Origin of the sequence: Bowdeniella massiliensis, from assembly GCF_023634005.1 — a bacterium.
GTDB classification, from domain to species: Bacteria; Actinomycetota; Actinomycetes; order Actinomycetales; family Actinomycetaceae; genus Bowdeniella; species Bowdeniella massiliensis.
In genome coordinates this window covers 109,317-132,687 of sequence record NZ_JALIQR010000001.1, presented here as the reverse complement: position 1 = coordinate 132,687, position 23,371 = coordinate 109,317, and the positions used below count along the sequence as shown (strand labels likewise).

The following is a 23,371-nucleotide window of genomic DNA, read 5'->3' as shown; positions in this document are numbered from 1 at the left end:
CCACGGCGCTAGTCCGCCTCGGTTGCTTCGACGCTGACGACGTCTTCAATGATGGGGTTGGACAGCGTGGATTCCGCGACGATGCGGGCGGCCTGCAAGTGCTCTTCGGTCACGTCGCCCTCGACTTCGAGTTCGAAGCGCTTGCCCTGACGCACGCCGGTAAAGGAGTGTTCACCGAGGCGCCCGAAGGCGGTGGCGATGGCCTTTCCCTGTGGGTCTAAAATCTCCGGTTTGGGCATGACGTTGACGATAATTCGACCCATTGTTCCTTCTTTTCGGGGTGCGGGGGAAAAGGGAGTAACGCATAGCAGCCTAACGCCTCGCGCGGCTGCTGTCCGCGCGATCTCACGTGCCGGGAGCTAGAGGACGGGCTGGTGACCCGTGAGGCGTTCGAAGGCGTCGAGGTAGCGCTGGCGGGTGGCGGCCACGACGTCGTCCGGCAGCACCGGCGGCGAGGCGGTTCCGGCCTTGTCCCAGCCGGAGGCGGGCGAGCTCAGCCAATCGCGCAAGTACTGCTTATCAAAGGAGGGGGTGGCCTGCCCGGCCTCCCATTCTTCGGCCGGCCAGAACCGCGAGGAGTCCGGGGTGAGGACCTCGTCGCCGAGGATAATGCCCGCCTGGGTGGGTTCGGCGCGGCGGCCGAATTCGAACTTCGTATCGGCGATGATGATCCCGCGGGTGGCGGCGATCTCGGCCGCCGTCGTGTACAGCGCGATGGTCAGATCGCGCAGCTGCTCGGAGATCTCGTAGCCGAGCTTTTTCACCATCTGATCAAAGGTGATGTTCTCGTCGTGCTCCCCGACCGCGGCTTTGGCAGCGGGGGTAAAGATGGGCTCGGGCAATTTATCGCCCTCGCGCAGCCCAGGCGGGAGCGCGACGCCGCAGATCGCGCCGTCGCGGCGATACTCCGCGAGCGCCGAGCCCGTGAGATAGCCGCGGGCGACGCATTCGACGGGGTACATGTGCAGCTGGTGGCAGATCATCGCGCGGCCCTCGACCTCGGCGGGCACGTCGTAGGAGACCACATGGTTGGGGACGACGTTGCGCAGCTGATTGAACCACCACTGCGACATTTGGGTGAGGATCTTGCCCTTGTCGGGAATCACGGTGGGCATGACGTGGTCGTAGGCGCTGATGCGATCGGAGGCGACGACGAGGACGACGTCCCCGATAGGTGAGACGGAGGAGTCCTGCGGCACATAGAGATCGCGCACCTTGCCGGAATACATGTGCGCCCAGCCGTCTAGATCAAGCATGACCCGTCCCTGCCTCAGTGGTTAGAGATTCTCGTTCCATCGTGCCACGGTTGGCTCCCCGGTGCGCGGTCTGCTCGCATCCGGGACGACGATCGTCTCGGTTGCGGCAGCGATGTCTCGTCGATAGTGCGATCCGCGCAGGCCGATGCCGGCGATCGTCTCGTAGGCGTCGGCGCGCGCAGCCTCGATATCAGGGCCGCGGCCGATGACGCCGAGGACGCGTCCCCCCGAGCAAATAAGTTCGCCGTCGCGCAGCGCGGTGCCCGCGTGGCGGAGCTTGGCCTCGACCTGCTCGGTGCCGCTCACGCAATCGCCCGTCGTGGGCGTGGCCGGGTAGTTTTCGGCGGCGAGCACGACGACGACGGCGGCGCCGTCGTGCCAGCGCAGCTCCGGCAGCGTGGACAGGCTGCCCGTCGCGGCAGCGTAGAGCAGCTCGGGTAGCGAGGATGCAAGCAGCTCGAGGACGACCTGGGTTTCCGGATCGCCGAAGCGCGCGTTGAACTCGATGACGCGCAGGCCCCGCGAGGTCAGCGCGAGGCCGCAGTAGAGCAGGCCAGTGAATGGGGTGCCGCGGCGCGCCATTTCCTTCAGTGCCGGACGCGCGACGCGCTGCAGGACTTCCTCGGTGATGCCCGCGGGCAGCCACTCAAGCGGCGCATAGGCGCCCATGCCGCCGGTGTTCGGGCCGGTATTGCCCTCGCCGACGCGCTTGAAATCCTGGGCGGGCAGCAGCGCGACGGCGTCGGTGCCGTCGCACACGCAAAAGAGTGAAACCTCGGGGCCGTCGAGGTAGTCCTCGATGACGACGGCGCCGCCCGGGGCGGAAAGGCACTCGCGCGCGTGGGCGAGCGCGGCCTCGCGATCGTCGGTGACAATGACGCCCTTGCCCGCTGCCAGGCCGTCATTTTTCACGACGTAGGGCGCACCGAAGGCATCGAGCGCGTCTTCGACTTCGGCCTCACTCGTCGCGAGGCGCGCCATCGCCGTCGGGATATCGGCTGCGGCCATGACGTCCTTGGCGAAGGCCTTGGAGCCCTCAAGCTGGGCGGCGGCCCTCGTCGGGCCGAAGGCCGGGATGTTTGCGGCCTGCAGCGCGTCAACGACGCCCGCGACGAGCGGGGCTTCCGGCCCGATGACGACGAGATCGATGGCGTGCTCGCGGGCGGCGGCAACGACGGCGTCGACATCGCACGGGTCGAGTTCGATGTTGGTGCCGATGGCGGCCGTGCCGGGGTTACCGGGCGCAATTAAGAGGAGCTCGGTCATCGGGTCGCGGGCGAGCGCGGCGGCGAGGGCGTGTTCGCGGCCGCCGGAGCCTAGCAGCAGGATTCTCACGCTTGCACACTACCAAGATGACGCGCCAAAGCCCGGGCCTACGGGCCTAGAAACCTGTCCCAGCTCACACTTGGTAGCGTGGTGGTATGCCGCACGCGGTCTTCCTTGGTCTTTCGACGCTCGATGTCATCCACGCCCGTAGCCGCGCGCTCGGGGCGAACGAGAAGGCCCGCGCAGCCGCGCAATTCCTCGCTGCCGGCGGACCCGCCGCGAACGCCGCAGTCACCGCCGCTGCACTCGGCATCGACGCCACGCTCATCACCGCGCTCGGCGATCATCCGCTCGCCGATATCGCCCGGAACGACTTGAGGCACCACGGCGTGCACGTCATCGACGTCGTCGAAGTGAGCGGCACTCCCCCACTGCCGCTGTCCCTCATCCGGCTCGCCACCGCGAGCGCCGAGCGGTCGGTCTCCTCCCTCAACGACGGTGCCCTCGCTGCCGCGGTGCCGCTCGTCCTTCCCGCCGCGGCGCTCGACGTCGTGAGCGCAGCCGAGGCGATCCTCTTCGACGGTTACTACCCCGACCTCGCTCGTAGCGCCCTGGTCTCGCTGCCGGATTCGGCACGCATCGTCCTGGACGTCGGATCGTTCAAGGACGTCTACCGCGATCTCGCGCCGCGTGCGCACATCGCGGCCGCCTCGGCCGACGCCTCGATCCCGGGCGCCGCCGATCCGGCGCTCGGCCTGCTGGCCCTCGGCGCCGATGCGGCCGTCATCACCGCGGGGGCCGAACCTATCCGTGTCGTGGAACCCGGCGGCGAGGAGTCGATCGAGCCGCCAGCGGTTGCGGCAATCGACACGCTCGGTGCCGGGGATGCCTTCCACGGCGCCCTGCTCGCCGCCGCCCTGTGCCGCCCGGGAGCACGCCTGTCCTGGCAGGTCAACTTCGCCGCCCGCGTCGCGTCCCTGCGCACTACCGTCCTCGGGCCACGCGCCTGGCTAAATTCGCCCACCATCGCCACCTTTGCTGGAGAACTCACCTCATGACGTTGCCGTCCCTGCTGCCCACCCCCACCTCCGTCACCGATCTCGGCGGCACCCTGCCACTCGGCACGGCCGTCGCGATCCACCCCGCTGAGCTGCCCGGCGAGGCCGACCCGGTCGGGATCCTCACCCAGCGGCTGCGCGCCACCGCGGGCCTTTCCATCACGAGCAACGCCGACGTCCCGATCACCTTCGCGCGCGAAGATGCGCTGGCCGAGGAGGCCTATCGCCTGCGCATCGATGCCACCGGCGTCACGATCACCGCGAGCACCTCACGCGGCGCCCTGTGGGCCGTCCGCACCCTGTGCCAGCTGCTGCCGCCCGCGATCTTCGGCCCCGGCCCCATGCCGTATAACGCCCTCACCCTGCCGCACGTCGAGATCGTCGACGAACCCACCCATGCCTGGCGCGGCGCGCACCTAGACGTCGTGCGCCACTTCTTCACCGTCGACGAAGTCCTGCGCTACGCCGAGCTCGCCTCCCAACACAAGCTCAACCGCCTCCACCTGCATCTGACCGACGACCAGGGCTGGCGCCTGCCCATCTCCGCCTACCCTCGCTTAACCGAGGTCGGCGCCTTTCGCGAAGGCACGATCCAGGGCAGCCACCGCCAACTTGAAAACAACGGCGACGTCACGGAGCACGACGGCATCCGCTACGGCGGGGCCTACACTCGCGCCGACATCGATCGCATCGTCACCGAATGCGCGCGCCTCGGCCTAATCGTCATCCCCGAGATCGACATGCCCGGCCACATGCAGGCCGCCATCGCCGCCTATCCCGCGCTCGGCGTCGACGGCGTCAGCCACGGCGTGCGCACGAGCTTCGGCGTGTCCAATCACGTCCTGAACCTCTCCGATGACTCGCTGCAGTTCTGCCGCACCGTCCTTGCCGAAACCGCCGAGATGTTCCCCGGCTCGCCCATCCACATCGGCGGCGACGAATGCCCCACCGTCGAATGGAAAGAATCGGAGTCGGTGCGAGCGGATCTCGCTCGCCGCGATCTCACCCCCGATACCGCCCAGGCCTGGTTCTTCCGCGAGATGATCTCCCACGTCAACTGCCTTGGTCGCCCCGCGATCGTGTGGGACGACGGGCTCGGCGTGCCCCCACCAGCGGAGCGCGAACTGACCGGCGACGTCATCATCATGTGTTGGCTCGACGCCCGCTACGGCGTGGCCGCGGCCGAAGCCGGCTACCCCGTCATCATGACGCCCTACCGCTCGACCTACATGAACTTCGGGCATCACGAGGCCGACGACCTGCCCGGCGAGCAACTCTCCTTTAAACCCGCTCTCACCATCGACACGGTCGCGAGCTATACGCCCTACGCCGATGGTTTGAGCGAGGATGGCCGCTCCCGGATCCTTGGCGGCCAGTTCTGCCACTGGACCGAATACACTCGCTCCTACGCGCGCGTCGAGCACCTGTCCTACCCGCGCGGCGCCGTCATCTCCCACATCCTGTGGTCGGGAGAGATCACGGATCGTGAGAGCTTCCTCGACGACGTCTTAGCTCCACACCTCGAGCGTCTAACCGCGGGGGAAGTGAATTTCGCACGAAACTGGCGCTAAGGTGCGAAATCTCTTGGCGCCATAAATCCCTTGGAGTCTGATGGGCACCGATGTAGATTGGGGCCACAATATTCACCAATGCCAGGGGGACTTATGGCACGGGTACGAGCTACCAGCCGGCTCTTGATTGCACTTGTAGCGACAGGATTCTTTATTGCGCCGGCTCAAGCGCACACCGGGGACGGGCACACCTCTGATGTAGATATTTCAGTTGTCAGATGCGGGCCCTGGGGATCACCGCCCCTACAGATACTTGGCACGACAACTTTCACGACGGCAGCTGACCTCGAGCTCCAATGTGGACCGGTATCTCGGACGTACTTCGGGAGAGTGGTTTCCGGGGTCGGTAAAGTGCGCGTCGATGCAGAACGATATGGGAGCAAGAACGGGAAAGCTCACATCCACGTAGATCACAGGAAGCACGACATACCTTCTAGTAGTACGCGGATTCCGGGACTCTCCCATCGCGAACAGAAGAAGTTGGACAAGATTCCAGGGTTCCGAAAAGCTGTAGGTAATGCAGTTACGTACGCCACTGGGAATGCCGGCGCATGGAAGGTCTTCCTTCGATGAGTTCTTTGCCTGAGAGCTTTGAAGATGGGGCTGCCTTCGGTGTTTACGCCGCCTATCGAATCACCGATTTCGTTCCGCACGGCACCTTAGACTTCGTGTGCTGGAAGCTCTCCTCGGATCCGTATTTTGAGCTTTATCGGATTCCCGGGGTTCGAGGCACCTCACTTCCTCCCGATCTGCGCCTTGGCGGGACGTTCCGCTCTGATTTCGAAGCAACGCAGCTGACCGCGCTCCAGGGAGTTCGACGATTTCCACCCGATGTCCCGGGTAGGTCCGTCTTCGATTTCGGCGCGGAGGTATGCCTGCAGTGTTTCGCACTCGACACCGAGTTATTCAACCAGGCCCGCAAGGATAACCGCCTGATCTTTCTCCACGAGATTTCACCACTGTCTGACAACCAGTGGGGGTATGTCGAGTATTACGAGAAATACCCGAAACCGCTGTACGAGGTTCGTTATGACGATCGGCGAATAGCGCTAGTGAATGGCGACCACTTCACCCTCGCGGACGACCACCACAGCCTGTCTATTCATCAGGACTTCTTCGCATGGCGGGTATGGATCAACGACTCGACGACTCCGATCAAAGATGCCTTTTCGATCTCGCCACCAATATTCACCCTCGCCGGCCCTGGAGACATCACCATTTGCGAAACGGACGAACTCTTCATCGAGAAAGAAGCCGATGGGGAGGAGTTCGACGCCTGCTAACGGGCGGGGAACAAGACCAGGGGCCCGGGTCGACAATGGCTGTCAACCTGGGCCCCTGGTGCGTTGAGCTAAGGCTCAGACCTTACTCGGACTTGGCTGCTTGCAGGCGCTCGCGCAGCTTGGTCAGCTGCTCGTTGACCTCGGCCGGGACGTGGTCACCAAACTGGGCGAAGTAGCCCTCGGTGTCGTTGGTCTCGGCAAGCCACGCCTCGGGATCGATGGCGAAGAGCTTGTCCCAGGTCTCCTGATCGAGGTCCAGGCCCTCGAGGTTGAAGTCCTCGCACTTCGGGTAGCGACCTGTCGGGCCATCAATGGCCTCGACCTCGCCCGCGACGCGGCGGACAATCCAGTCCAGGACGCGCGAGTTATCGCCGAAGCCCGGCCACAGCCAGTTGCCCTCCTCGTCCTTGCGGAACCAGTTGACCTGGTAGACGCGGGGGAACTTGTCGCCAAGCTCGTTCTGCATCTCGATCCAGTGGCCCCAGTAGTCGGCCATGTTGTAGCCGCAGAACGGGAGCATCGCGAAGGGATCGTGACGCAGCGAGCCAACGGAGCCTTCCGCAGCAGCGGTCTGCTCGGAGGCAACGGAGGCACCGATGAAGACGCCGTGCGCGCCCTCGTACTGTTCGGCAACGAGCGGCACGTTGGTCGCGCGGCGGCCACCGAAGAGAATCGCGTCGACCGGAACACCCTGCGGGGCTTCCCAGTCGGGGCAGATGATCGGGCACTGCGCGGCCGGCGTGGTGAAACGCGAGTTCGGGTGCGCGGCGGTGGTGGTGGACTCCGGGGTCCAGTCGTTGCCATGCCAGTCGATCAGGTGATCCGGGGTCTCGCCGTCGATGCCTTCCCACCACACGTCGCCATCGTCGGTCAGCGCGACGTTGGTGAAGATGGTGTTCTCGCGCATGGTGTCCATCGCCATCGGGTTCGTCTTGTAGGACGTTCCCGGCGCGACGCCGAAGAAGCCGGCCTCGGGGTTGATGGCGTAGAGGCGACCATCCGGGCCCGGACGCATCCAGGCGATGTCATCACCGATGGTCTCGACCTTGTAGCCCGGGATGGTGGGCTGCAGCATGGCGAGGTTGGTCTTGCCACAGGCCGACGGGAAGGCCGCGGTCACGTGGTACTGCTTGCCGGACTTCTCGTCGGTCAGGCGCAGGATGAGCATGTGCTCGGCCATCCAGCCGTCGCGGCGGGCCATCGTTGAGGCGATGCGCAGCGCGAAGCACTTCTTGCCGAGCAGGGCGTTGCCACCGTAGCCGGACCCGAAGGACCAGATCTCGTTGGTCTCCGGGAAGTGGGTGATGTACTTTTCGTCGTTGCACGGCCAGGTGGTGTCTTCCTGCCCGGGCTCCAGCGGCGCACCGACGGAGTGAACGGCCGGGACCCACGGCTTGCCTTCACCGATGAGCTTGAGAGCTTCGGTGCCCATGCGGGTCATGATCCGCATGTTGACGACAACGTAGGGCGAGTCGGTCAGTTCGATGCCAAGCTGGGAGATCGGTCCACCGATGGGGCCCATCGAGAACGGGATGACGTACATCGGGCGACCGCGCATCGCGCCGTCGAACACGCGACGAAGCGTGTCCTTCATTTCCTTCGGATCTGCCCAGTTGTTCGTGGGGCCTGCATCTTCCTCCTTCTCGGAGCAAATGTAGGTACGGGATTCGACACGCGCCACATCGGACGGGAGCGAACGGGCCAGGAAGCTGTTGGGGCGCTTTTCGGGGTTGAGGCGGGTAAACATTCCCGACTCGACCATCTCGCTGGTGAGGCGATCCCACTCTTCGTCCGAGCCATCGACCCAGATGACTTCTTCGGGCTTGGTGAGCTCGGCTACCTGAGCGACCCAGTCGACGAGTTCCTTGGGAGCAATTTCGGGTGCGCCTTCAGCGATCTGAGTGGCGTCTACGGTCATTTTCTCCTCCATCATTGCCTTCGGGGGCGGTTCCTCCGAGGCGGGGTGTTGAGACCAGGTTGTTCCGCTGTGAACCATCTTTCCGCGCCCAACTCCCAGTTATCGGAGACGAAGGGCCCAGATGGCACCTCTGACGTAATCATTGTTTCAGCAAATCGGACGAATTGCACTGTAGCCACCTGAGTATTTGGCACGATTTCGCGGATTTGCTGACTCCCGCGAATTTTCGCAAACCCGAAACTCCTGTCGTGTTTCGCCTCACAGCGAACCGGCGAATGGCACAACCGAGACTCTTGTTGTGTCGCATCAAAGCCATCGATTGTGGGAGATTGACTTCATATCGCCCAAAATCAGCCTTTCGACACCACAACTTCACCCATGAGTTGCTTTTTTGACACGAGATCAGACGTTGGCCGTGGAACAATCGCACCATGGTTACAACCAAATCACACCCCTCGTACCGGCGGCTGTGGGCACTGCTCCTGCTGCCCCTCATGCTTGTCCTCGCGTCCTGCGAGATGAAGGCCAATACTGAGTTCTTCGAAGACGAAACTGCAGAGGCCTCCGTGGAGATGGCCCTGCCCAAGGCCCAGGCCAACATGTTCGGCATGACCGACTGTGAGGCCATGAAGACCCAGATCGATCGAAACGGTGGCGGCGATGACGCCACCGTGACCGATAAGTCCAATGACTCCGAGCTTCGCTGCGTTATCTCCAGCGGTCGCAACCCCATCAGCGAGCTGGACGGCGATATGAAGGCCGAGGTCAAGAACGGCAAATACATCGTGACCGCTGAAGGTGATGAGTCCGTCGATACCTCGATGCTGGAGGGATTCCTCGGAGGCGGCGCGTTCTCCTTCACCTTCACCTTCCCCGGCAAGGTTGAAAGCGTGACCGGCGACATCGCCGAAGACGCCTACACGATCGATGGAAATAAGGTGGAAATCTCCAACCCGGTCGCGGTGAGCAAGGGCTTCGTCATTACGGCGGACGCCACCGGCACCTCCTCCTCGTCCAACCTGTGGCTGATCCTCGGCATTATCCTTGGCCTCCTGGTCATTGGTGCCATCGTCTTCTTCATCTTGAAGGGCCGTAAGAAGCCGAACGGTGACGCAGGTGCCGCCCCCTATGGTGCTCCCCCCGCAGCGACGGATCCGGCAGCTCCCTACGGAGCCCCGGCGCCGAGCAGCGAGCAGCCGACCTCGCCCTACGGAACCGCTCCCCAGGGCTCGAACGCCACCTATGGCAAGGGTGTTCCGGCAGAAAACCAGCCCTATTCATCTCCGGCCGCGCCGGACACGCCGTTCTCCCCCTACGGCCAGCCGCCGTCAGGTGAGGGTCAGCCCTCGGAAGACCAGCCGTTTGTTGCACCCGCGGATCCGGCCGCGCCGGGCGCGCCGGTCGCTCCGCAAGCCCCGCAGGCGTCGCAGCAGCCGGTAAGCCCGCAGACCCCGGTCACCCCGGAGACCCCCACGACGCCGGAAACTCCGATTACCCCGGAGCCTCCGCGCAGCACCGGGGAGTCGCATGGCACGGACCCGGTCCTCGGATTCGAGGAGCCACGGGCTGATGGCCAGAATCCGGATGATCCGAATCGCAGCTAGCTAGCAAGCGCTCGGGCGGGACAGTTTCGTAACTGTCCCGCCCGTTTGCGTTATGTCGTGACTACGCGCCCGGCACGAGGGCGTGCCGCACGATCGTGGCATCGCGGCTCGGCCCGACTCCGATAGCCGAAATCCGGCACCCGGAGATCGACTCGAGGTATTCCACGTAGGCGCGCGCCTTTTCCGGCAGCTCCTCGAAGCTGCGACAATGGCTGATGTCTTCCTGCCAACCGTCCAACATCTCGTAGATCGGCTTGGCATGGTGGAAGTCGGACTGCGAGGCAGGCATTTCTTCCACTCGCGTCCCGTCAATGTCATAGGCGACGCACACCGGGATCTCGGCGTAATCAGAGAGCACATCGAGCTTGGTCATAACGAAGTCGGTGAGTCCGTTGACGCGCGCGGCGTAGCGAGCGATGACTGCGTCATACCACCCGGTGCGGCGGGGCCGCCCGGTCGTGACACCGAATTCGCCGCCCGCCTGACGCAGTCCCTCGCCGACCTCGTCGGTAAGTTCGGTTGGGAACGGGCCTTCCCCGACGCGGGTGGTGTAGGCCTTAATGACGCCGATAACGCGATCAATGCGCGTGGGTCCGACGCCCGATCCGGTGCACGCACCGCCCGCCGTCGCTGAGGAGGAGGTGACAAAGGGGTAGGTCCCGTGATCGACGTCGAGCATGGTTGCTTGGCCGGCTTCGAACAAGACCGTCTTGCCTTCGTCGAGCGCCTTGTTCAGCTCGAGGGTCGTATCAGCGACCATGGGCCGAACCCGCTCGGCGTAGGCCAACAGTTCCTCGGTCACCCGGTCCACGTCAGCGGCCCGTCGGTTATAGACCTTCACGAGCAACGAGTTTTTATTCTCGAGTGCGCCCTCGACCTTTTGCCGCAAGATCGAGGCGTCAAACAGGTCTTGAATTCGGATGCCGACGCGGTTCATCTTGTCCGCGTAGGTCGGGCCGATCCCGCGGCCCGTCGTGCCGATCTGGCGCTTGCCCAAGAATCGTTCGGAGACGCGATCGAGGGTCCGGTTATAGGAGGCGATGACGTGCGCGGAGGCGGAGATCTTCAGCCGCGAGATATCGACCCCGCGGGACTCTAGCGCCTCGAGTTCTTCGAACAGCACCTGAAGGTCGACGACAACGCCGTTGCCGATCACGGGGGTGACGCCGGGCGAGAGAATGCCCGAGGGCAACAGGTGCAACGCGTACTTTTCACCATCGACGACGACGGTGTGGCCGGCGTTATTGCCGCCATTAAATTTCACCACGTAATCGACGTCAGAACCGAGCTGGTCCGTCGCCTTCCCTTTTCCTTCGTCGCCCCATTGGGCACCAACGACGACAATGGCTGGCATAGCCTTCTCCCTTCGGGTTTCGGCTCAAACGCCGAATAACGCACGGCCCTAAGGTTACTCGCAATCACACTTCGATGCGGGCCCACACCACTTTTCCGACCGGAGTGGGGCGCCAACCCCAATCACCGAGCCGGTCAATAATGTGCAGGCCGAACCCGCCGACGTTCTCGTCGCTCGAGCGGCTAGGCGAGCGGTGACGGTGGCGCGGCGGCGTCGGGTTCGCGTCCTCGACCTCGATCCGCACTCCCCCATCAGTCTCCATGATCCGCAGTCCGACCGTGCCCCAGCCGTGCAGCACCGCATTGGACACGAGCTCCGAGACGGTGAGCAGTACGGACTCCTGGTTTTCAATTCCCCACTGGCGCAGTGCGCGGGCGCAGTACTCGCGCGCTTGGGGAGCTGCCGCCGGATCGGAGGCGAGCTGCCACCGCCGGGCCCGAGCACCCGGGCCTTTGCGCTTGCCGCCGGGGATCCGCACGACGACGACGGCGACATCGTCTTGCGCATCTTCGGCCAGATCCATAATCTCCTCGCCGAGCCCCGCGGCATCCGGCGCCTGCGATTCGCCAAGGGCCTTGCCAAGGACCGACAGGGCGAGGCGCATGTCGTGTCCCCGACGCTCAACCAGGCCGTCGGTGAAAAAGATCAGGGCGTCGCCCGGCTGGGCAATATGAGTCTCAGCGATGCGTTCACCCGAGGGGAAGCCGAGCAGACCCGCGCTCGTACAGTCCAGGACCTGCGCACCCTCGGCGCTCACATGGATCGCGGGCACGTGCCCCGCGCGCGTGCACGTCACCGTCCACGACTTATCGGCATTTTGAACCATCTGAGCGATGATGAGGGACGCCGTGCGAGAAAGCCTCAGCCCCTCGATTGCCGCATCAACGTGAGTGACCAGTTCGTTCGGCGAAAGCTCCTGACGCGACAGCGCCTGGATGACCGTGCGAATCTGACTCATCGCGACGGCCGACTCGACATCGTGACCGACCGCGTCCCCCAGGATGACCGAAATCGAGCCGTCCTCGCGTGTCGCGATGTCATACCAGTCGCCACCGACCTGGGCGAAGGTCGAGAGCGGTTGATAGTAGGTCCAGATGTCAAGGCCGCGCACCCGAGATTGGGCCGGCAGCATGGAGCGCTGCAGTGATTCGGCTAGGACGTGCTCGCGATGGTAGAGCTCGTAGTTTTCCATCGCTACCGACACTCGTCGCACCACGAGGTTCAGGATCTCCCGAAGACCGTCCTTGGGCGGGCCAAAGATGGCATCGGGCTCACCGTGCTCGCTTGTCGTCGGATGCGTTTTCGTGATGAGGACGCCGCGCGACCGTCCCTCGCCCGCGGCAGTTGTCACGAGGATCGTGAGGGGCTCTTGGGGATCGTCAGCGAAGGCGGCCCGCACTCGGCCGGAGGGCGAATCTGGATCGACGTCGCCAGGAATCGTGAGCTGGACGGTACCAGCCTCGTTGTCGAGCCAGATCGTAAACAGTGGATCAGCCAGCGCAACCGGATCGCGCACATCACGCGCCTCTTCACGGTCGGCCTCGAAACCGCTCGAGCGCATGAGTCCCTTACCGCGGCGCATCGTCATGAACTCGGCGCGCGCGACAATGTTGCGCTGCAACAGGTCCGCGATCGTTCCGAGCACCTGCTCAGCGGGGACATTGGCGAGCAGCTCCGAGACTCGCGAGACGAGAACCAGATTCCGGTTAGCCTGGCGTTCGATCTCGGAACGGAAGGCCGCCAGCGTGGAGCGGTCGGATACCTCCTGCATCACCGGGTTCACGATCGCGGTCAGGACCCACAAGTGGGCCCACGGGCCTGCACTGGGCAAGCGACGGAAGGACACCTGGGTCCACAGGTGTTCGCCGGTAGGACGCGTGAAGATCAACGGATGGGAATCGATGGAGGTGACGGCAGGTTCGGTCATCTGCATCATCTGGCGTCCCCCGCCCACGCCGCGCAGAGCCTCCACTCCGAGGAGTTTGAGGTTGTCGAGTGACATGCCGGTCTGGTCTTCGAACGCGGCATTGCACCACAAAATCGCCCAGCCTTCATAGGAGCTATGGGCGGCAGGGACAGCGCTGAACATGCTCGCGCTTTCGCTGTCAGCCTGCACCGGATCGAAGTATCCGAGGATCGCGGTAGGGATAGCTAGCGCATTAAGTACATGTGACGATTCGATAAACTCTGGCACGCCGCTGTCATCTTGTTCCATTTCAATCCTTCCGCGGCGTATCCTGGTCCCAGTTGCCTGCTCTCCCTAACTATGTCACTGACATGGATCTGAGGTTAACCGTGACCGAATCGCCCGACCTGCGCTCCCCCTCCAGCGCTTCGAGCGACCCCGGCTCTGCTTCCGTCATGATGGCTGCTAAGCGGACCCGACTGATCCTCTCTGGCGCTATCGATCTCACGATGGTCTCAGAGTTTTCCGAAGCTGTCGCTGAATGCCTCGAGCGTGCCCTGCCGCTCGATGTCGACCTGCGACACGTCACCTTTATGGATTCCTCTGGTGTCGCCACGCTCTCGCGCCTGCTCACCAAAGACTCCCCGGTGCAGCCCGTTCGTATGATCAAGCCGCCGGACATGGTCCAGTTCCTTCTCGACGTCACTGGCCTTGCGAGCCAGGTGGAGATCCTGCAGGAGGATCCCGGCTTCGAGTCAAACTAGTCGGTCACGACAACCGCTGCCGACCGCGGCGGAATCACCAGGTGCCCCGTCACCTTGGTATCGGAGACGAGGTCTCGACCGCAGATCCCGGCCACCTGAGCGGCCGCATCCCCATGGTTAAGTAGGAAGACAGCAGGTCCGCGACGAACAGCCTCCACCCCGGCCGGAGCCCCAATACGGTTTCCGGCAATCCGGGTACGCGCCTCGGCGACGCGTAGCAGCGCCGCGCGACCAGCGCTATCGAGATCCGTCGCAACGTAAGTGCCGCCGCCCTCGCCACACGATCGATACGTGATCGCAGCCGAGCCATCGAGGTCGAGCCCGACGAACGTCGCAAGGACGTCGACGTCATCATCGATGCTGAGTTCTTCGGCCCAGTACTCCCCGGAGATCGCAGGACGCGGGCTCGCTATGGCATCAAGCACCCGGAACAGTGGCGTGCGCGGATCGACGTCAAGCTCGACCCGGTCTATCGCAGACGTCGCCGTCATCGCAGCGGAAATGGCATCGACCCGCGGATCCACGAGGTCGTTGATTTCGCCGCCGGGCAGGCAGTGATCGACGACCCGGACTCCCAGCAGCTCGCTCAGCACGCCGGCGTAGCCACCCGTTGCGGCTCGACCGGTCTCATCGAGGACCGCGCTCGGCGCCGTCACGATAATCTCGGCTCCCGATCGGGCGGCATCGACCAGCTTCGCTGCCGTGTCCTTCGACATGGCAAAGAGCTCGGGCACGATGATGACGCGATAGGCGGACAGATCCGAATCGGGGAAGACGAAATCGACGGGGTATCCGCGTTCGAACGCGGTACCGTGCCAGGCCGCGATCGCTTCTCTCGTGCGATCAGGCCCCGGCCCAATGGCTGCGCCACGGTGCCACTGGCTCTGCCAGTCCATCAACAGGGCAACCTCGGTTGGCACTCTCGTGCCGACAATCTCCCCCATCCGCGACAGCACGTCGCCCAGTCCCACGACGTCCCGCCAGATTCGTGAATCGCGTCCCGAGTGCGGGACCATCGCCGGGTGGAAGGTCTCGGCTCCGCGCACCGACTGGCGCCACTGGAACTGGCAGATGGCGTCGGCGCCGCGGGCCACGCGCTGCAGGCTTTGCAGAGCGAAGGAGCCGGGACGCTTTCTAGCGTTGCGCTCGCGCCATTGGACCGCGGCCGTTGTTTGCTCCAGCAGATAGAACGGCTGGCCGTCCTTCAGTGAGCGCATAAGGTCGGAGACGAGGGCCGTCTCGCGGGCCGCGAACACCGAGTTCGGATCCGGGTAGGAGTCATCGGAGATGACATCGATGTGGGGCGCCCACGCGCGGTAGTTGGTGGGCGGGAACAAGCCCATGAAGTTCGTCGTGACCGGAGCATCCGAGTGCTCGCGAATCGCGGCCTTTTCTGCTAGATAGCAGGCAAGCATTTCGTCGGAGGAAAATGCCCAGAAATCGGCAACCTGGCCAGGATTCTTCAGCGTCGGGGTGGCGCGCGGCACGTCGACCTGGTCGAAAGACGTGTAACGCTGGGCCCAAAAATCGGTCCCCCACGCCTCGTTCAGCGCTTCGATATCGCCGTATTTTTCTTCCAGCCAGGTCCTGAACGATCGCGCCGAGTCCGGGCAGTAGCAGTGGGCGGAATGGCAGCCGTATTCGTTCGAGATGTGCCATAGCCGCAGGTTCGGGTGGTTGCCGTAGCGTTTAGCAAGTTCCCCGGCCAGGCGCGAGGCGTAGCGTCGAATAACGGGCGAGGAGGGGCAGAAGTTCTGCCGGGATCCGTGGCCGAGCCGCACGCCGGTTTCGGTCATCGGGAGGATCTCTGGATGCTCGATGGTCAACCAGGCAGGGGGCGAGGCAGTGCCCGTCGCGAGGTCAATTCCAATCCCCGCGTTCGTCAAGCGCTCGATGATTTCATCGAGCCAGCCAAAAGAGAACTCGCCTTTCGCGGGCTCGAGCCGCGCCCAAGAAAAAATTCCGATCGAGACGAGGTTTACTCGGGCTTCCACCATTTTCTCGATGTCATCGAGGTGGATGTCGATGGGCCACTGTTCGGGGTTGTAATCGCCGCCGTAGAACATTTCTGCCATGCCCCCACCTTAGGCGCGCGCAGGCAACGGGTTCACCTTCACACGGCAGCAAAGCGGCCCGCACCGGACGTCGGTGCGGGCCGCTTTGACAGATTCGGGACTGACGTCCTTACATCTTGGTGCCGGCGGAGCCGAGGCGCTCACAGGCCTCGACGACGCGGGCGGCCATGCCGGCTTCAGCAGCCTTGCCCCACGAACGCGGGTCGTACTGCTTCTTGTTGCCGACCTCGCCGTCGATCTTCAGGACGCCCTCGTACTTGGTGAGCATCCAGTCGACGACCGGGCGGGTGAAGGCGTACTGGGTGTCGGTATCGACGTTCATCTTGATGACGCCGTTGCGCACCGCGGTCGCGATTTCTTCGGCGGAGGAGCCGGAGCCACCGTGCATGACGAGGTCGAAGGGCATGTCCTTGCCGATCTTCTCGCCAACTTCCTTCTGGATATCGCCGAGGATCTCGGGGCGCAGCTTGACGTGGCCGGGCTTGTACACGCCGTGGACGTTACCGAAGGTCAGGGCGGTGATGTAGCGGCCGTTCTCGCCGGTACCAAGGGCCTCGACGGTCTTCAGGCCGTCTTCGGCGGTGGTGTAGAGCTTTTCGTTGATCTCGCCAACGACGCCGTCTTCTTCGCCACCGACGACACCGATCTCAACTTCCAGGATGATGTTGGCGGCGTTGCACAGCGCCAGCATTTCCTGCGCGATCTCCAGGTTCTCGTCCAGCGGAACCGCGGAGCCGTCCCACATGTGGGACTGGAAGATCGGCTCACGGCCGGCCTTGACCTCTTCGGTCGACATTTCGATCAGCGGACGGATCCAGCTGTCGATGTTCTGCTTGGCGCAGTGGTCGGTGTGCAGCGCAACGGTGACGTTGTAGTTCTTGGCAACCTCGCGCGCGTAGGCCGCGAAGGCGAGCGAGCCAGCGACGCGGTCCTTCTTCGTGGAACCGGACCAGTACTCAGCACCGCCAACCGACACCTGGAGGATGCCGTCCGAGCCGGCTTCCTCAAAGCCCTGCAGCGCGGCCGTCAGGGTCTGGGAGGAGGTGACGTTGATGGCCGGGTAGGCGAACTTGCCGGCTTTCGCGCGGTCAATCATCTCGTTGTAAGTCTCGGGATTTGCGATGGGCACAGGGGCCTCCTATGTAACGCGAATAGTTCCGTGCCCTATTCTTCCACGCATCGCGAGCGTGTCGAGTAGGACCATGAGCCCGTTTTCACGATCTGGACGATTTCCCTAAATCGCCCACTTGCGACGCGCACTACACACATCACATTCTTAATTCTGTCGAACTGTCGACGGAAAATTTGTCCAGAAAAGATCCTGACATCATGCGCCGGCCAGTATCTCGGCATCGAGTTCGCACACGATGGTGCGTGCTTTCAACTCGCCAATGCCTCACTTTCCGTGATCGCGCAGCGCCATTGCATCTACCCCTTCAATGCCCCTGGGATATTCGCCTTCGTATGGCGCGCCAGACGATCAATGAGCTCTCAGACCTGCCCGACAACGGCCAACGTCGATCGCTACAGGACGTCATCCGCGAGACCATCCACGCGGCACTCAGCCCGAATGCAACCGTCGTCGTCCAAAATAATGTGCGGCTCGCCGCCCCTCCGCCAGCGCGCTCCTTGCTGCCGCGAGCGAAGTCGGCATCGCCGTCGACTCGCTGTCGGACCTCGCTCAGGAGGCAGACGATCCCGCGGCTGGCACCCGTATTCGAACGTCGCGAACGCAACGGCGAGGGTCCTGACGAGCGCGGTGCGCGTCATCGACCCCACGGACCGGACTATGATGCGGTAAATACCGCGTTTTCGCCCAGGGCCGGGAGGCAATGATGCACTTTTTTACCGGGAGCGTTGGCACCCAGGCCGGCCTGCTCCTGTTGTCGTTCGTGTTGTGCGGGATCATCGGGCTCGAGCGGCAATACCGGCAAAAATCCTCGGGCTTTCGCACCCACGTCCTCGTCGGGATGGGGGCCTGCACCTTCACGCTGATCGGCGCCTTCGGCTTCGCTGACTTCAACCTCGGCCAGATCAACCACGACCCGTTTCGCATCGCAGCCCAGATCGTGGCCGGTATCGGTTTCCTTGGTGCGGGCGTCATCTTCACGCGCCGCGATATCGTCGTCGGCCTCACCACCGCCGCGACGGTGTGGGTGACGGCGGCCGTCGGGATGGCGTGCGGGGCAGGCATGGGCGGCATCGCGGTATTGCTGACGGCCCTGCACCTGTTCTGCCTCATCGCGCTGACGCCGCTCATCGACAAGCTGCCGACCGCTGATCGGCACTCCCTGCTGGAGCTCACCTACGAAGACGGCCATGGTATCTTGCGCGAGATCGTCGAGATCGCGAGCGAGCAGGAATTTGCCACCCAGGTGCTCAGCACCTCAAAGCGCACGTCCGAGGAGGGCAGCGCCGTCGTCGATATGCAGATGAGGTTTACGGGTAAGAATCCGCTCGACGTCCTCATGGACCAGCTGCAAGGAGTGCGCGGAATCGTCTCCCTGCACGTGGCCCACGAGGACGACCACGAGCGCGATTAGGGTGGGCTAGCGCCTAACGCTTGGCGTACCAGCGCCCGTCGACCTGCTCGGTATGCAGTGTGAAAGGCTCGGTCTTGCCGGGGCGACGAATCTCCACGACCGTCGTCGTATCGTCCTTGGCCTTGACGGTGTACGTTGAGCCCTCGAGTGTCGCTCCCGCCGGAATGTTCTGCCGGTCCAAGACCTTGGTGAGCGAGACTTCGCAGCCCCCTTCGGCTTCGAGCGCCTTTTCCTCGTTCGGCGAGATGACCGCGCACACGGCCTTCGGGTTCTTGTCGATGAAGCCCGTCATGAACTCCTTGGCAACGGCCTGCGGGGTGCCTGCGCCCTTTTCGTCGTCCACCTGGACATCGGCGTCGTTAAAGGTGCCCTCCACGCCAGCGCCGCCTGCTGCGCCGGTTTCGCTGTCGGTCGTGGGCTCGCTCGATTCGGTCTCCTCGGCGCTCGGAGCCGCCGACGTCTCGGCGGCAGAGGTCTCGGCGGCCGTGGTTTCGGCAGGCTTCGTCGAATTGTTCGACGAGCAGGCGCTTAGGGCGAGAACGCCAGCAGCGGCAGCGGCGAGCAGTGAACGGGTCACGGTGCGGTTCGTCATGAAGTACCCCTTGGTGTGTGGTCCCGCGAACACTGGGCAGCCTATCGGCCAGCAGGGATCGATGTCACGGTGGAGAGCACCACGACGATCCTGCCGCACGGCGATGCGGCAAGCCCCCAGGGCGCGGTCGAGGTGCGCCATACAAGCCCGCAGCGCAGTGGCGAGGTCGAGCGATTGCGCTATGACTACCTCATTAACGCCACCGGCCCGAAGCTGCGCCTTGACGCCGTGCACGCCGCAGCCGAGCTCGACAAGGTCATCGCCACGCTGAAGACGGGAGTGCGCGATCTCGCCGAGGTCATCGGGGCACTGGCTCAAGCTCATGCTGCACTACCTGTTTATCTACAAGGCCAAGGCCCGCCCGGGCTGGTCGTTGATCCCGGAATAAGGAGGAGCAATGCAGCCATCACCGGGGCCGTGAAGTTCATCGGTTCGAGCCTGAACATCATGATGATGGTCATCAAGGGGCACGATAAGCCCTAAGGTGCGGACGGATGCTGAATGCTCCACGCCCACATGGCGATTGCTGCCGCGTGCCCGACGTTGATGGAGCGGGTCGATCCGTATTGCGTAATGTGGTGCACCGCCTGGCATGCGGTGAGCATCTCGGGCGAGAGTCCGCGCGCCTCGGAGCCGAAGACGAGAGCGCTCTCGCGCGCGAGGCTCGCACCCTCGATCGGCGTTGAGGTGAGGATGTTATCGATCCCGATGAGCGTGATGCCGCGCTCGGTGCTCCACGCCGCGAAGTCCTGCGCACTCTCGTGGTGATAGACGTGCTGGTAGCGGTCGGTGACCATTGCGCCGCGGCGGTTCCAGCGCCGCTTGCCGACGATGTGCACCGCAGCGACGGCAAAGGCGTTGGCGGTGCGCACGATCGAGCCGATGTTGAAGTCGTGATCGAGGTTTTCGATCGCGACGTGCAGTGGCCGCCGACGCGCATCGATATCGGCGATGATTGCCGCCATCGTCCAATAGCGGTAGTGGTCCTCGACGTTGCGGCGATCGCCGTGTTCTAGGAGGTCCTCGTCGTAGCGTTCATCGATCGGCCATGCCGCCCGGCCCCCGGGCCAGGGGCCGACCCCAAGGCCGGCGTCGGGGTGTGGTTCGTGCGGGCGTGGCACGCCGTTACTGCGCGGCGTCCGCGTCGCCCTGGTCGGTAAAGCTGACCTGCGGGGTGGCGCGCACCGCCGGGTCTTCGGTCTCGAAGTATTCGGCGCGCACGAAGTTGAACATCGAGGCGATGAGCGAGGGCGGGAACGTCTCGCGCTTGGTGTTGAGCTCACGGACGTTCGCGTTGTAGTAGCGCCGGCCGGCCGCAATGCGGTCCTCGGTGTTGGTCAACTCGGCCTGCAGCTGCTGGAAGTTCTGGTTCGCCCGCAGCTCCGGGTAGGCCTCGGCGACGGCGAAGAGGCGAGCCAGAGCGGAGGACAGCACGTTTTCCTGCTGGGCCTGCTCGGCCGGACTGGAGCCAGCGGCGGCCGCCTGTGCGCGGGCGCGGGTGACGTCGTCGAAGACGCCCTTTTCGTGCGACGCATAGCCCTTGACCGTCTCGACAAGGTTCGGGATGAGGTCATGGCGGCGGTGCAGCTCGACGTCGATCTGGCGCCAGGCCTCTTCGACCTTGTTGCGCAGCTTGACGAAGCCGTTGTACGTCGCGATGGCCCACAGCAGCAGGATCAAGACGAGCACGCCGATGACGACGAGTATCAAGGCGATCGGATCCATGGTTATCCTTCGTTCTAAGGTCCGGTTAGGGGAAAGTCTGGCACATTTTCGGCTGCGTGACGTGCCCGGTAGCTAGGCGAGATCGAGATCGGCTAGATCAAGCGCGAAAACGTAGGGCACGCCGAGCTCCTCGATCTTCTCCTTGGCTCCCGTCGCGCGATCAACGACGACGGCGCACGCGATGACCTCGGCGCCGGCCTCGCGCACCGCCTCGATCGCGGTGATCGGGGATCCGCCCGTCGTCGAGGTATCTTCCACGACGACGACGCGCCGCCCCTCAATCGCCGGCCCCTCGATCTGGCGCTGCATGCCGTGGGTCTTTGCGGACTTGCGAACGACGAACGCATCGATATCCAGGCCGCGCGAGGCGGCCGCATGCATGATCGCGGCGGCGACGGGATCGGCGCCCATCGTCAGGCCCCCAACCGCGTCAAAGTCATCGGGCGCGAAGCCGGATTCCTCGAGCAGATCGAGCATGACATGCCCGATCAGCGGAGCCGCCTCGTGGTGCAGCGTCGCGCGGCGCAGGTCGACGTAGTAGTTCGACGTCAGGCCGGAGGCGAGCGTCACCTCGCCGTGGACGACGGCGAGGTCTTTAACGAGCTGGGCAAGGCGAGCTTTGGGAGTGTCGTTCGTGGTCACGGCCCTAGTCTAGTTCGCTGCGGTCCTCGACGATCGGATCGATCGCGGGATCCCCGTGATCGATGTCGCCAAGGCCCTGCGTCTCGGCATCGATCGGTTCTGCGTAGAGCCGCTGATCGGCGATGAGCGTTTCGGCGAGCTGCGCATCGCACCCGAGGAGCAGCGAACCGCCGTCCACCTCAACCGCGTAGGCCCACCTGCGATCCACCGGCCAGACCAGGTTCGGATGCCAGCCGTAGGGCTCTAGCCACTTCAGATAGTTCGCGAGGTCGGCGAGCGATCGGAACCGCAGCAGAAAGTACTCGCGGTGGGGCAGCTCAAGGGTCGGCCCGTCACGCAGCTCCTTCGGCAGCAGCCGCAGGTTGGCCTGCCGTTCGAATTCCGCGATGGCCTGCGAGTCGGGCAGATCGACATCGTCATCGTCATCGGCAGGTGCATCGGGCGCGACGAGGCGGCTGACAGCGCTGCGGAATCGGTTGCCGATGCGTTCGATGAAGGTGTCGTTGTCATCGCCGGAAGTGAAGCCGCTATAGCCGTGCCAAAATCCCGCGATAATTTCGCCCTCACGCGTCGCCAGGTGCTCCAACAGCGCGCTGTGCTGCGAGGGATTGAGACCGCCCACGCGCTCATAGACCTGTTCCCAGTCCGCGGGATCCAGCGAGGGCGCCTCGTCATACAGCTCGGGGAAGGGGTCCTCCCAGGGTGGCACCTCGCCACCCCAGGTCCAGCCGTCCTTTTCGTTGATCCAGGCTTTGTCGACGGGAAAGCGCACCTGGACGTAGCGCTCGAAATCTGGGCCGAGTAGGTCAGCGGGCGCGAGGCCGAATCGATCACCGATGGCCTCTTTCAACCATGCTCCCTCGCTTGGGTCCGCTGCGCTGATGCGTGACATGAGCGCCGACTCCTCGGCTGTGAGGTCATTGCCTTCCCGCTCGAGGAGGTCGGCGAGCGTTCCGGTCACGGGTTGACGGTTGCTAGGCAGGGCTTTCTCCCACATTCTTGGTCCACCGAGTGCGCGAACCGCGGCGCGGGGCGCGAGTTTGATGACGCCCTGGACTGCCTTGTAGCGCAGCGATGGCGTCGTCAAGACAGCGCCGCGCCGCACTGCGGCAAGTGCATCGGCCACGACGTCTTCGGCATCGAGCCACCCGATCTCGGGCCAGGCATCCTCCTTCATGCCGGAGGAGGAATGAAACTCCGTGCGCACCAGACCGGGGCTGACGGCGGTCGCGGTGACGCCCGTGCCGTGGAGTTCGCCCGCGAGCGCCTCGGTGAACGTGCGAACCCAGGCTTTGGCGGCGGCGTAGGTTCCCATGGCCGTCTGCGAAACCATCGAGGCCACGTTCAAGATCGCTCCGCGACCGCGCGGCACCATTGTGTTCGCCGCGGCATGGGAGAGTTCCATCACCGCGCGGATCATGACCTCGATGGCCTGGTTCTCGCGCTCGATGTCACCGGAGATGAACGGCTGCCCGAGCCCGAAGCCGGCGTTGTTGATGAGCAAGCCGATCGGTGCCGATTCGGTATCGGTGATCCGGGCGACGACCTTTGCGCGTCCGTCGGCCGTAGCGAGGTCGGCGGCAAGAACTTCTACCTTGACGCCCGCGGCCTGCTCGATGTCGTGTGCTAGCTGCGCCAGCCGCTCTTCGCGCCGGGCGACAATCACAAGGTCGTGACCGGCAGCCGCCAGCTGCCAAGCGAATTCCTCGCCCAGGCCGGCGGATGCTCCAGTGATGAGGGCCGTGCCGCGACGATGCGCACCGGCCGGATGGGCTGGTCCCCTGCTCCGTGAGGTCATAGACCTATCGTATGAG

The 23,371-nt window shown here is 64.2% G+C and carries 20 protein-coding genes; 7 read left to right on the top strand and 13 right to left on the bottom strand.

Translation table 11 applies throughout. The features are described from left to right. Nucleotides 1–8: 8 nt before the first annotated feature. The 3 genes from MUN85_RS00765 to purD form a co-directional block, all read right to left on the bottom strand. Nucleotides 9–263, bottom strand: coding sequence for a phosphoribosylformylglycinamidine synthase subunit PurS (locus tag MUN85_RS00765; protein WP_092563523.1), 255 nt, complete (start codon nt 261–263; stop codon nt 9–11). A 96-nt stretch (nt 264–359) separates the two neighbouring features. Continuing rightward, the gene (locus MUN85_RS00760) at nt 360–1,256 is read right to left on the bottom strand and encodes a phosphoribosylaminoimidazolesuccinocarboxamide synthase (RefSeq protein WP_250504940.1); all 897 of its coding nucleotides are present in this window, start codon (nt 1,254–1,256) and stop codon (nt 360–362) included. A gap of 21 nt (nt 1,257–1,277) precedes the next feature. Continuing rightward, a complete protein-coding gene (gene purD, locus MUN85_RS00755) occupies nt 1,278–2,591 on the bottom strand; it encodes a phosphoribosylamine--glycine ligase (protein WP_250504939.1) in 1,314 nt (437 codons plus the stop codon). An 86-nt stretch (nt 2,592–2,677) separates the two neighbouring features. On the opposite strand from purD, the gene MUN85_RS00750 reads away from it, so the two are divergent. The 3 genes from MUN85_RS00750 to MUN85_RS00740 all read left to right on the top strand — a co-directional run bounded on the left by MUN85_RS00750 (nt 2,678) and on the right by MUN85_RS00740 (nt 6,434). Next, on the top strand, nt 2,678–3,580 hold the full coding sequence (locus MUN85_RS00750) for a carbohydrate kinase family protein (protein ID WP_250504938.1): 903 nt from the start codon (nt 2,678–2,680) through the stop codon (nt 3,578–3,580). Then, on the top strand, nt 3,577–5,151 hold the full coding sequence (locus MUN85_RS00745) for a beta-N-acetylhexosaminidase (protein ID WP_250504937.1): 1,575 nt from the start codon (nt 3,577–3,579) through the stop codon (nt 5,149–5,151). The genes MUN85_RS00750 and MUN85_RS00745 overlap by 4 nt, the downstream gene beginning before the upstream one ends. 569 nt (nt 5,152–5,720) lie before the next feature. Continuing rightward, nucleotides 5,721–6,434 (top strand): hypothetical protein, encoded by a 714-nt coding sequence (locus MUN85_RS00740; RefSeq protein WP_250504936.1) that lies wholly within the window; start codon nt 5,721–5,723, stop codon nt 6,432–6,434. Between the two features lie 82 nt (nt 6,435–6,516). Here the strand turns inward: MUN85_RS00740 and MUN85_RS00735 are convergent, their stop codons facing one another. Next, a complete protein-coding gene (locus MUN85_RS00735; RefSeq protein ID WP_250504935.1) occupies nt 6,517–8,352 on the bottom strand; it encodes a phosphoenolpyruvate carboxykinase (GTP) in 1,836 nt (611 codons plus the stop codon). Between the two features lie 431 nt (nt 8,353–8,783). On the opposite strand from MUN85_RS00735, the gene MUN85_RS00730 reads away from it, so the two are divergent. Continuing rightward, complete coding sequence (locus MUN85_RS00730) at nt 8,784–9,956, top strand: hypothetical protein (RefSeq protein WP_250504934.1); 1,173 nt, start codon at nt 8,784–8,786, stop codon at nt 9,954–9,956. A 61-nt stretch (nt 9,957–10,017) separates the two neighbouring features. On the opposite strand, the gene MUN85_RS00725 is transcribed toward MUN85_RS00730, so the two are convergent. Further along, the gene (locus tag MUN85_RS00725; RefSeq protein WP_250504933.1) at nt 10,018–11,310 is read right to left on the bottom strand and encodes an adenylosuccinate synthase; all 1,293 of its coding nucleotides are present in this window, start codon (nt 11,308–11,310) and stop codon (nt 10,018–10,020) included. Nucleotides 11,311–11,374: 64 nt separating this feature from the next. After that, complete coding sequence (locus MUN85_RS00720) at nt 11,375–13,525, bottom strand: SpoIIE family protein phosphatase (RefSeq protein ID WP_250504932.1); 2,151 nt, start codon at nt 13,523–13,525, stop codon at nt 11,375–11,377. An 80-nt stretch (nt 13,526–13,605) separates the two neighbouring features. Here MUN85_RS00720 and MUN85_RS00715 point away from each other — a divergent pair, with 80 nt between their 5' ends. Further along, complete coding sequence (locus MUN85_RS00715) at nt 13,606–13,980, top strand: STAS domain-containing protein (RefSeq protein ID WP_250504931.1); 375 nt, start codon at nt 13,606–13,608, stop codon at nt 13,978–13,980. On the opposite strand, the gene MUN85_RS00710 is transcribed toward MUN85_RS00715, so the two are convergent. Next, nucleotides 13,977–16,055: a beta-galactosidase gene (locus MUN85_RS00710; RefSeq protein WP_250504930.1), complete on the bottom strand. Its 2,079-nt coding sequence runs from the start codon at nt 16,053–16,055 to the stop codon at nt 13,977–13,979. The two genes, MUN85_RS00715 and MUN85_RS00710, sit on opposite strands and share 4 nt — an antisense overlap. Before the next feature lie 109 nt (nt 16,056–16,164). After that, nucleotides 16,165–17,184 (bottom strand): class II fructose-bisphosphate aldolase, encoded by a 1,020-nt coding sequence (gene fbaA, locus MUN85_RS00705; protein ID WP_250504929.1) that lies wholly within the window; start codon nt 17,182–17,184, stop codon nt 16,165–16,167. 703 nt (nt 17,185–17,887) lie between these two features. On the opposite strand from fbaA, the gene MUN85_RS00700 reads away from it, so the two are divergent. Next, on the top strand, nt 17,888–18,598 hold the full coding sequence (locus tag MUN85_RS00700; RefSeq protein WP_250504928.1) for an MgtC/SapB family protein: 711 nt from the start codon (nt 17,888–17,890) through the stop codon (nt 18,596–18,598). A 13-nt stretch (nt 18,599–18,611) separates the two neighbouring features. On the opposite strand, the gene MUN85_RS00695 is transcribed toward MUN85_RS00700, so the two are convergent. Next, nucleotides 18,612–19,190, bottom strand: coding sequence for a hypothetical protein (locus MUN85_RS00695; protein ID WP_250504927.1), 579 nt, complete (start codon nt 19,188–19,190; stop codon nt 18,612–18,614). A gap of 69 nt (nt 19,191–19,259) precedes the next feature. On the opposite strand from MUN85_RS00695, the gene MUN85_RS00690 reads away from it, so the two are divergent. Continuing rightward, nucleotides 19,260–19,673: a hypothetical protein gene (locus MUN85_RS00690; protein WP_250504926.1), complete on the top strand. Its 414-nt coding sequence runs from the start codon at nt 19,260–19,262 to the stop codon at nt 19,671–19,673. On the opposite strand, the gene MUN85_RS00685 is transcribed toward MUN85_RS00690, so the two are convergent. From MUN85_RS00685 to MUN85_RS12830, 4 genes are all read right to left on the bottom strand, one after another. After that, the gene (locus tag MUN85_RS00685) at nt 19,670–20,311 is read right to left on the bottom strand and encodes a TrmH family RNA methyltransferase (RefSeq protein WP_250504925.1); all 642 of its coding nucleotides are present in this window, start codon (nt 20,309–20,311) and stop codon (nt 19,670–19,672) included. The genes MUN85_RS00690 and MUN85_RS00685 overlap by 4 nt on opposite strands. Before the next feature lie 4 nt (nt 20,312–20,315). Next, nucleotides 20,316–20,915: a LemA family protein gene (locus MUN85_RS00680; protein WP_250504924.1), complete on the bottom strand. Its 600-nt coding sequence runs from the start codon at nt 20,913–20,915 to the stop codon at nt 20,316–20,318. A 72-nt stretch (nt 20,916–20,987) separates the two neighbouring features. Then, nucleotides 20,988–21,557, bottom strand: coding sequence for an orotate phosphoribosyltransferase (gene pyrE / locus MUN85_RS00675; protein ID WP_250504923.1), 570 nt, complete (start codon nt 21,555–21,557; stop codon nt 20,988–20,990). 4 nt (nt 21,558–21,561) lie between these two features. Continuing rightward, nucleotides 21,562–23,355 (bottom strand): SDR family NAD(P)-dependent oxidoreductase, encoded by a 1,794-nt coding sequence (locus tag MUN85_RS12830; protein WP_348647918.1) that lies wholly within the window; start codon nt 23,353–23,355, stop codon nt 21,562–21,564. Between the last annotated feature and the right edge of the window lie 16 nt (nt 23,356–23,371).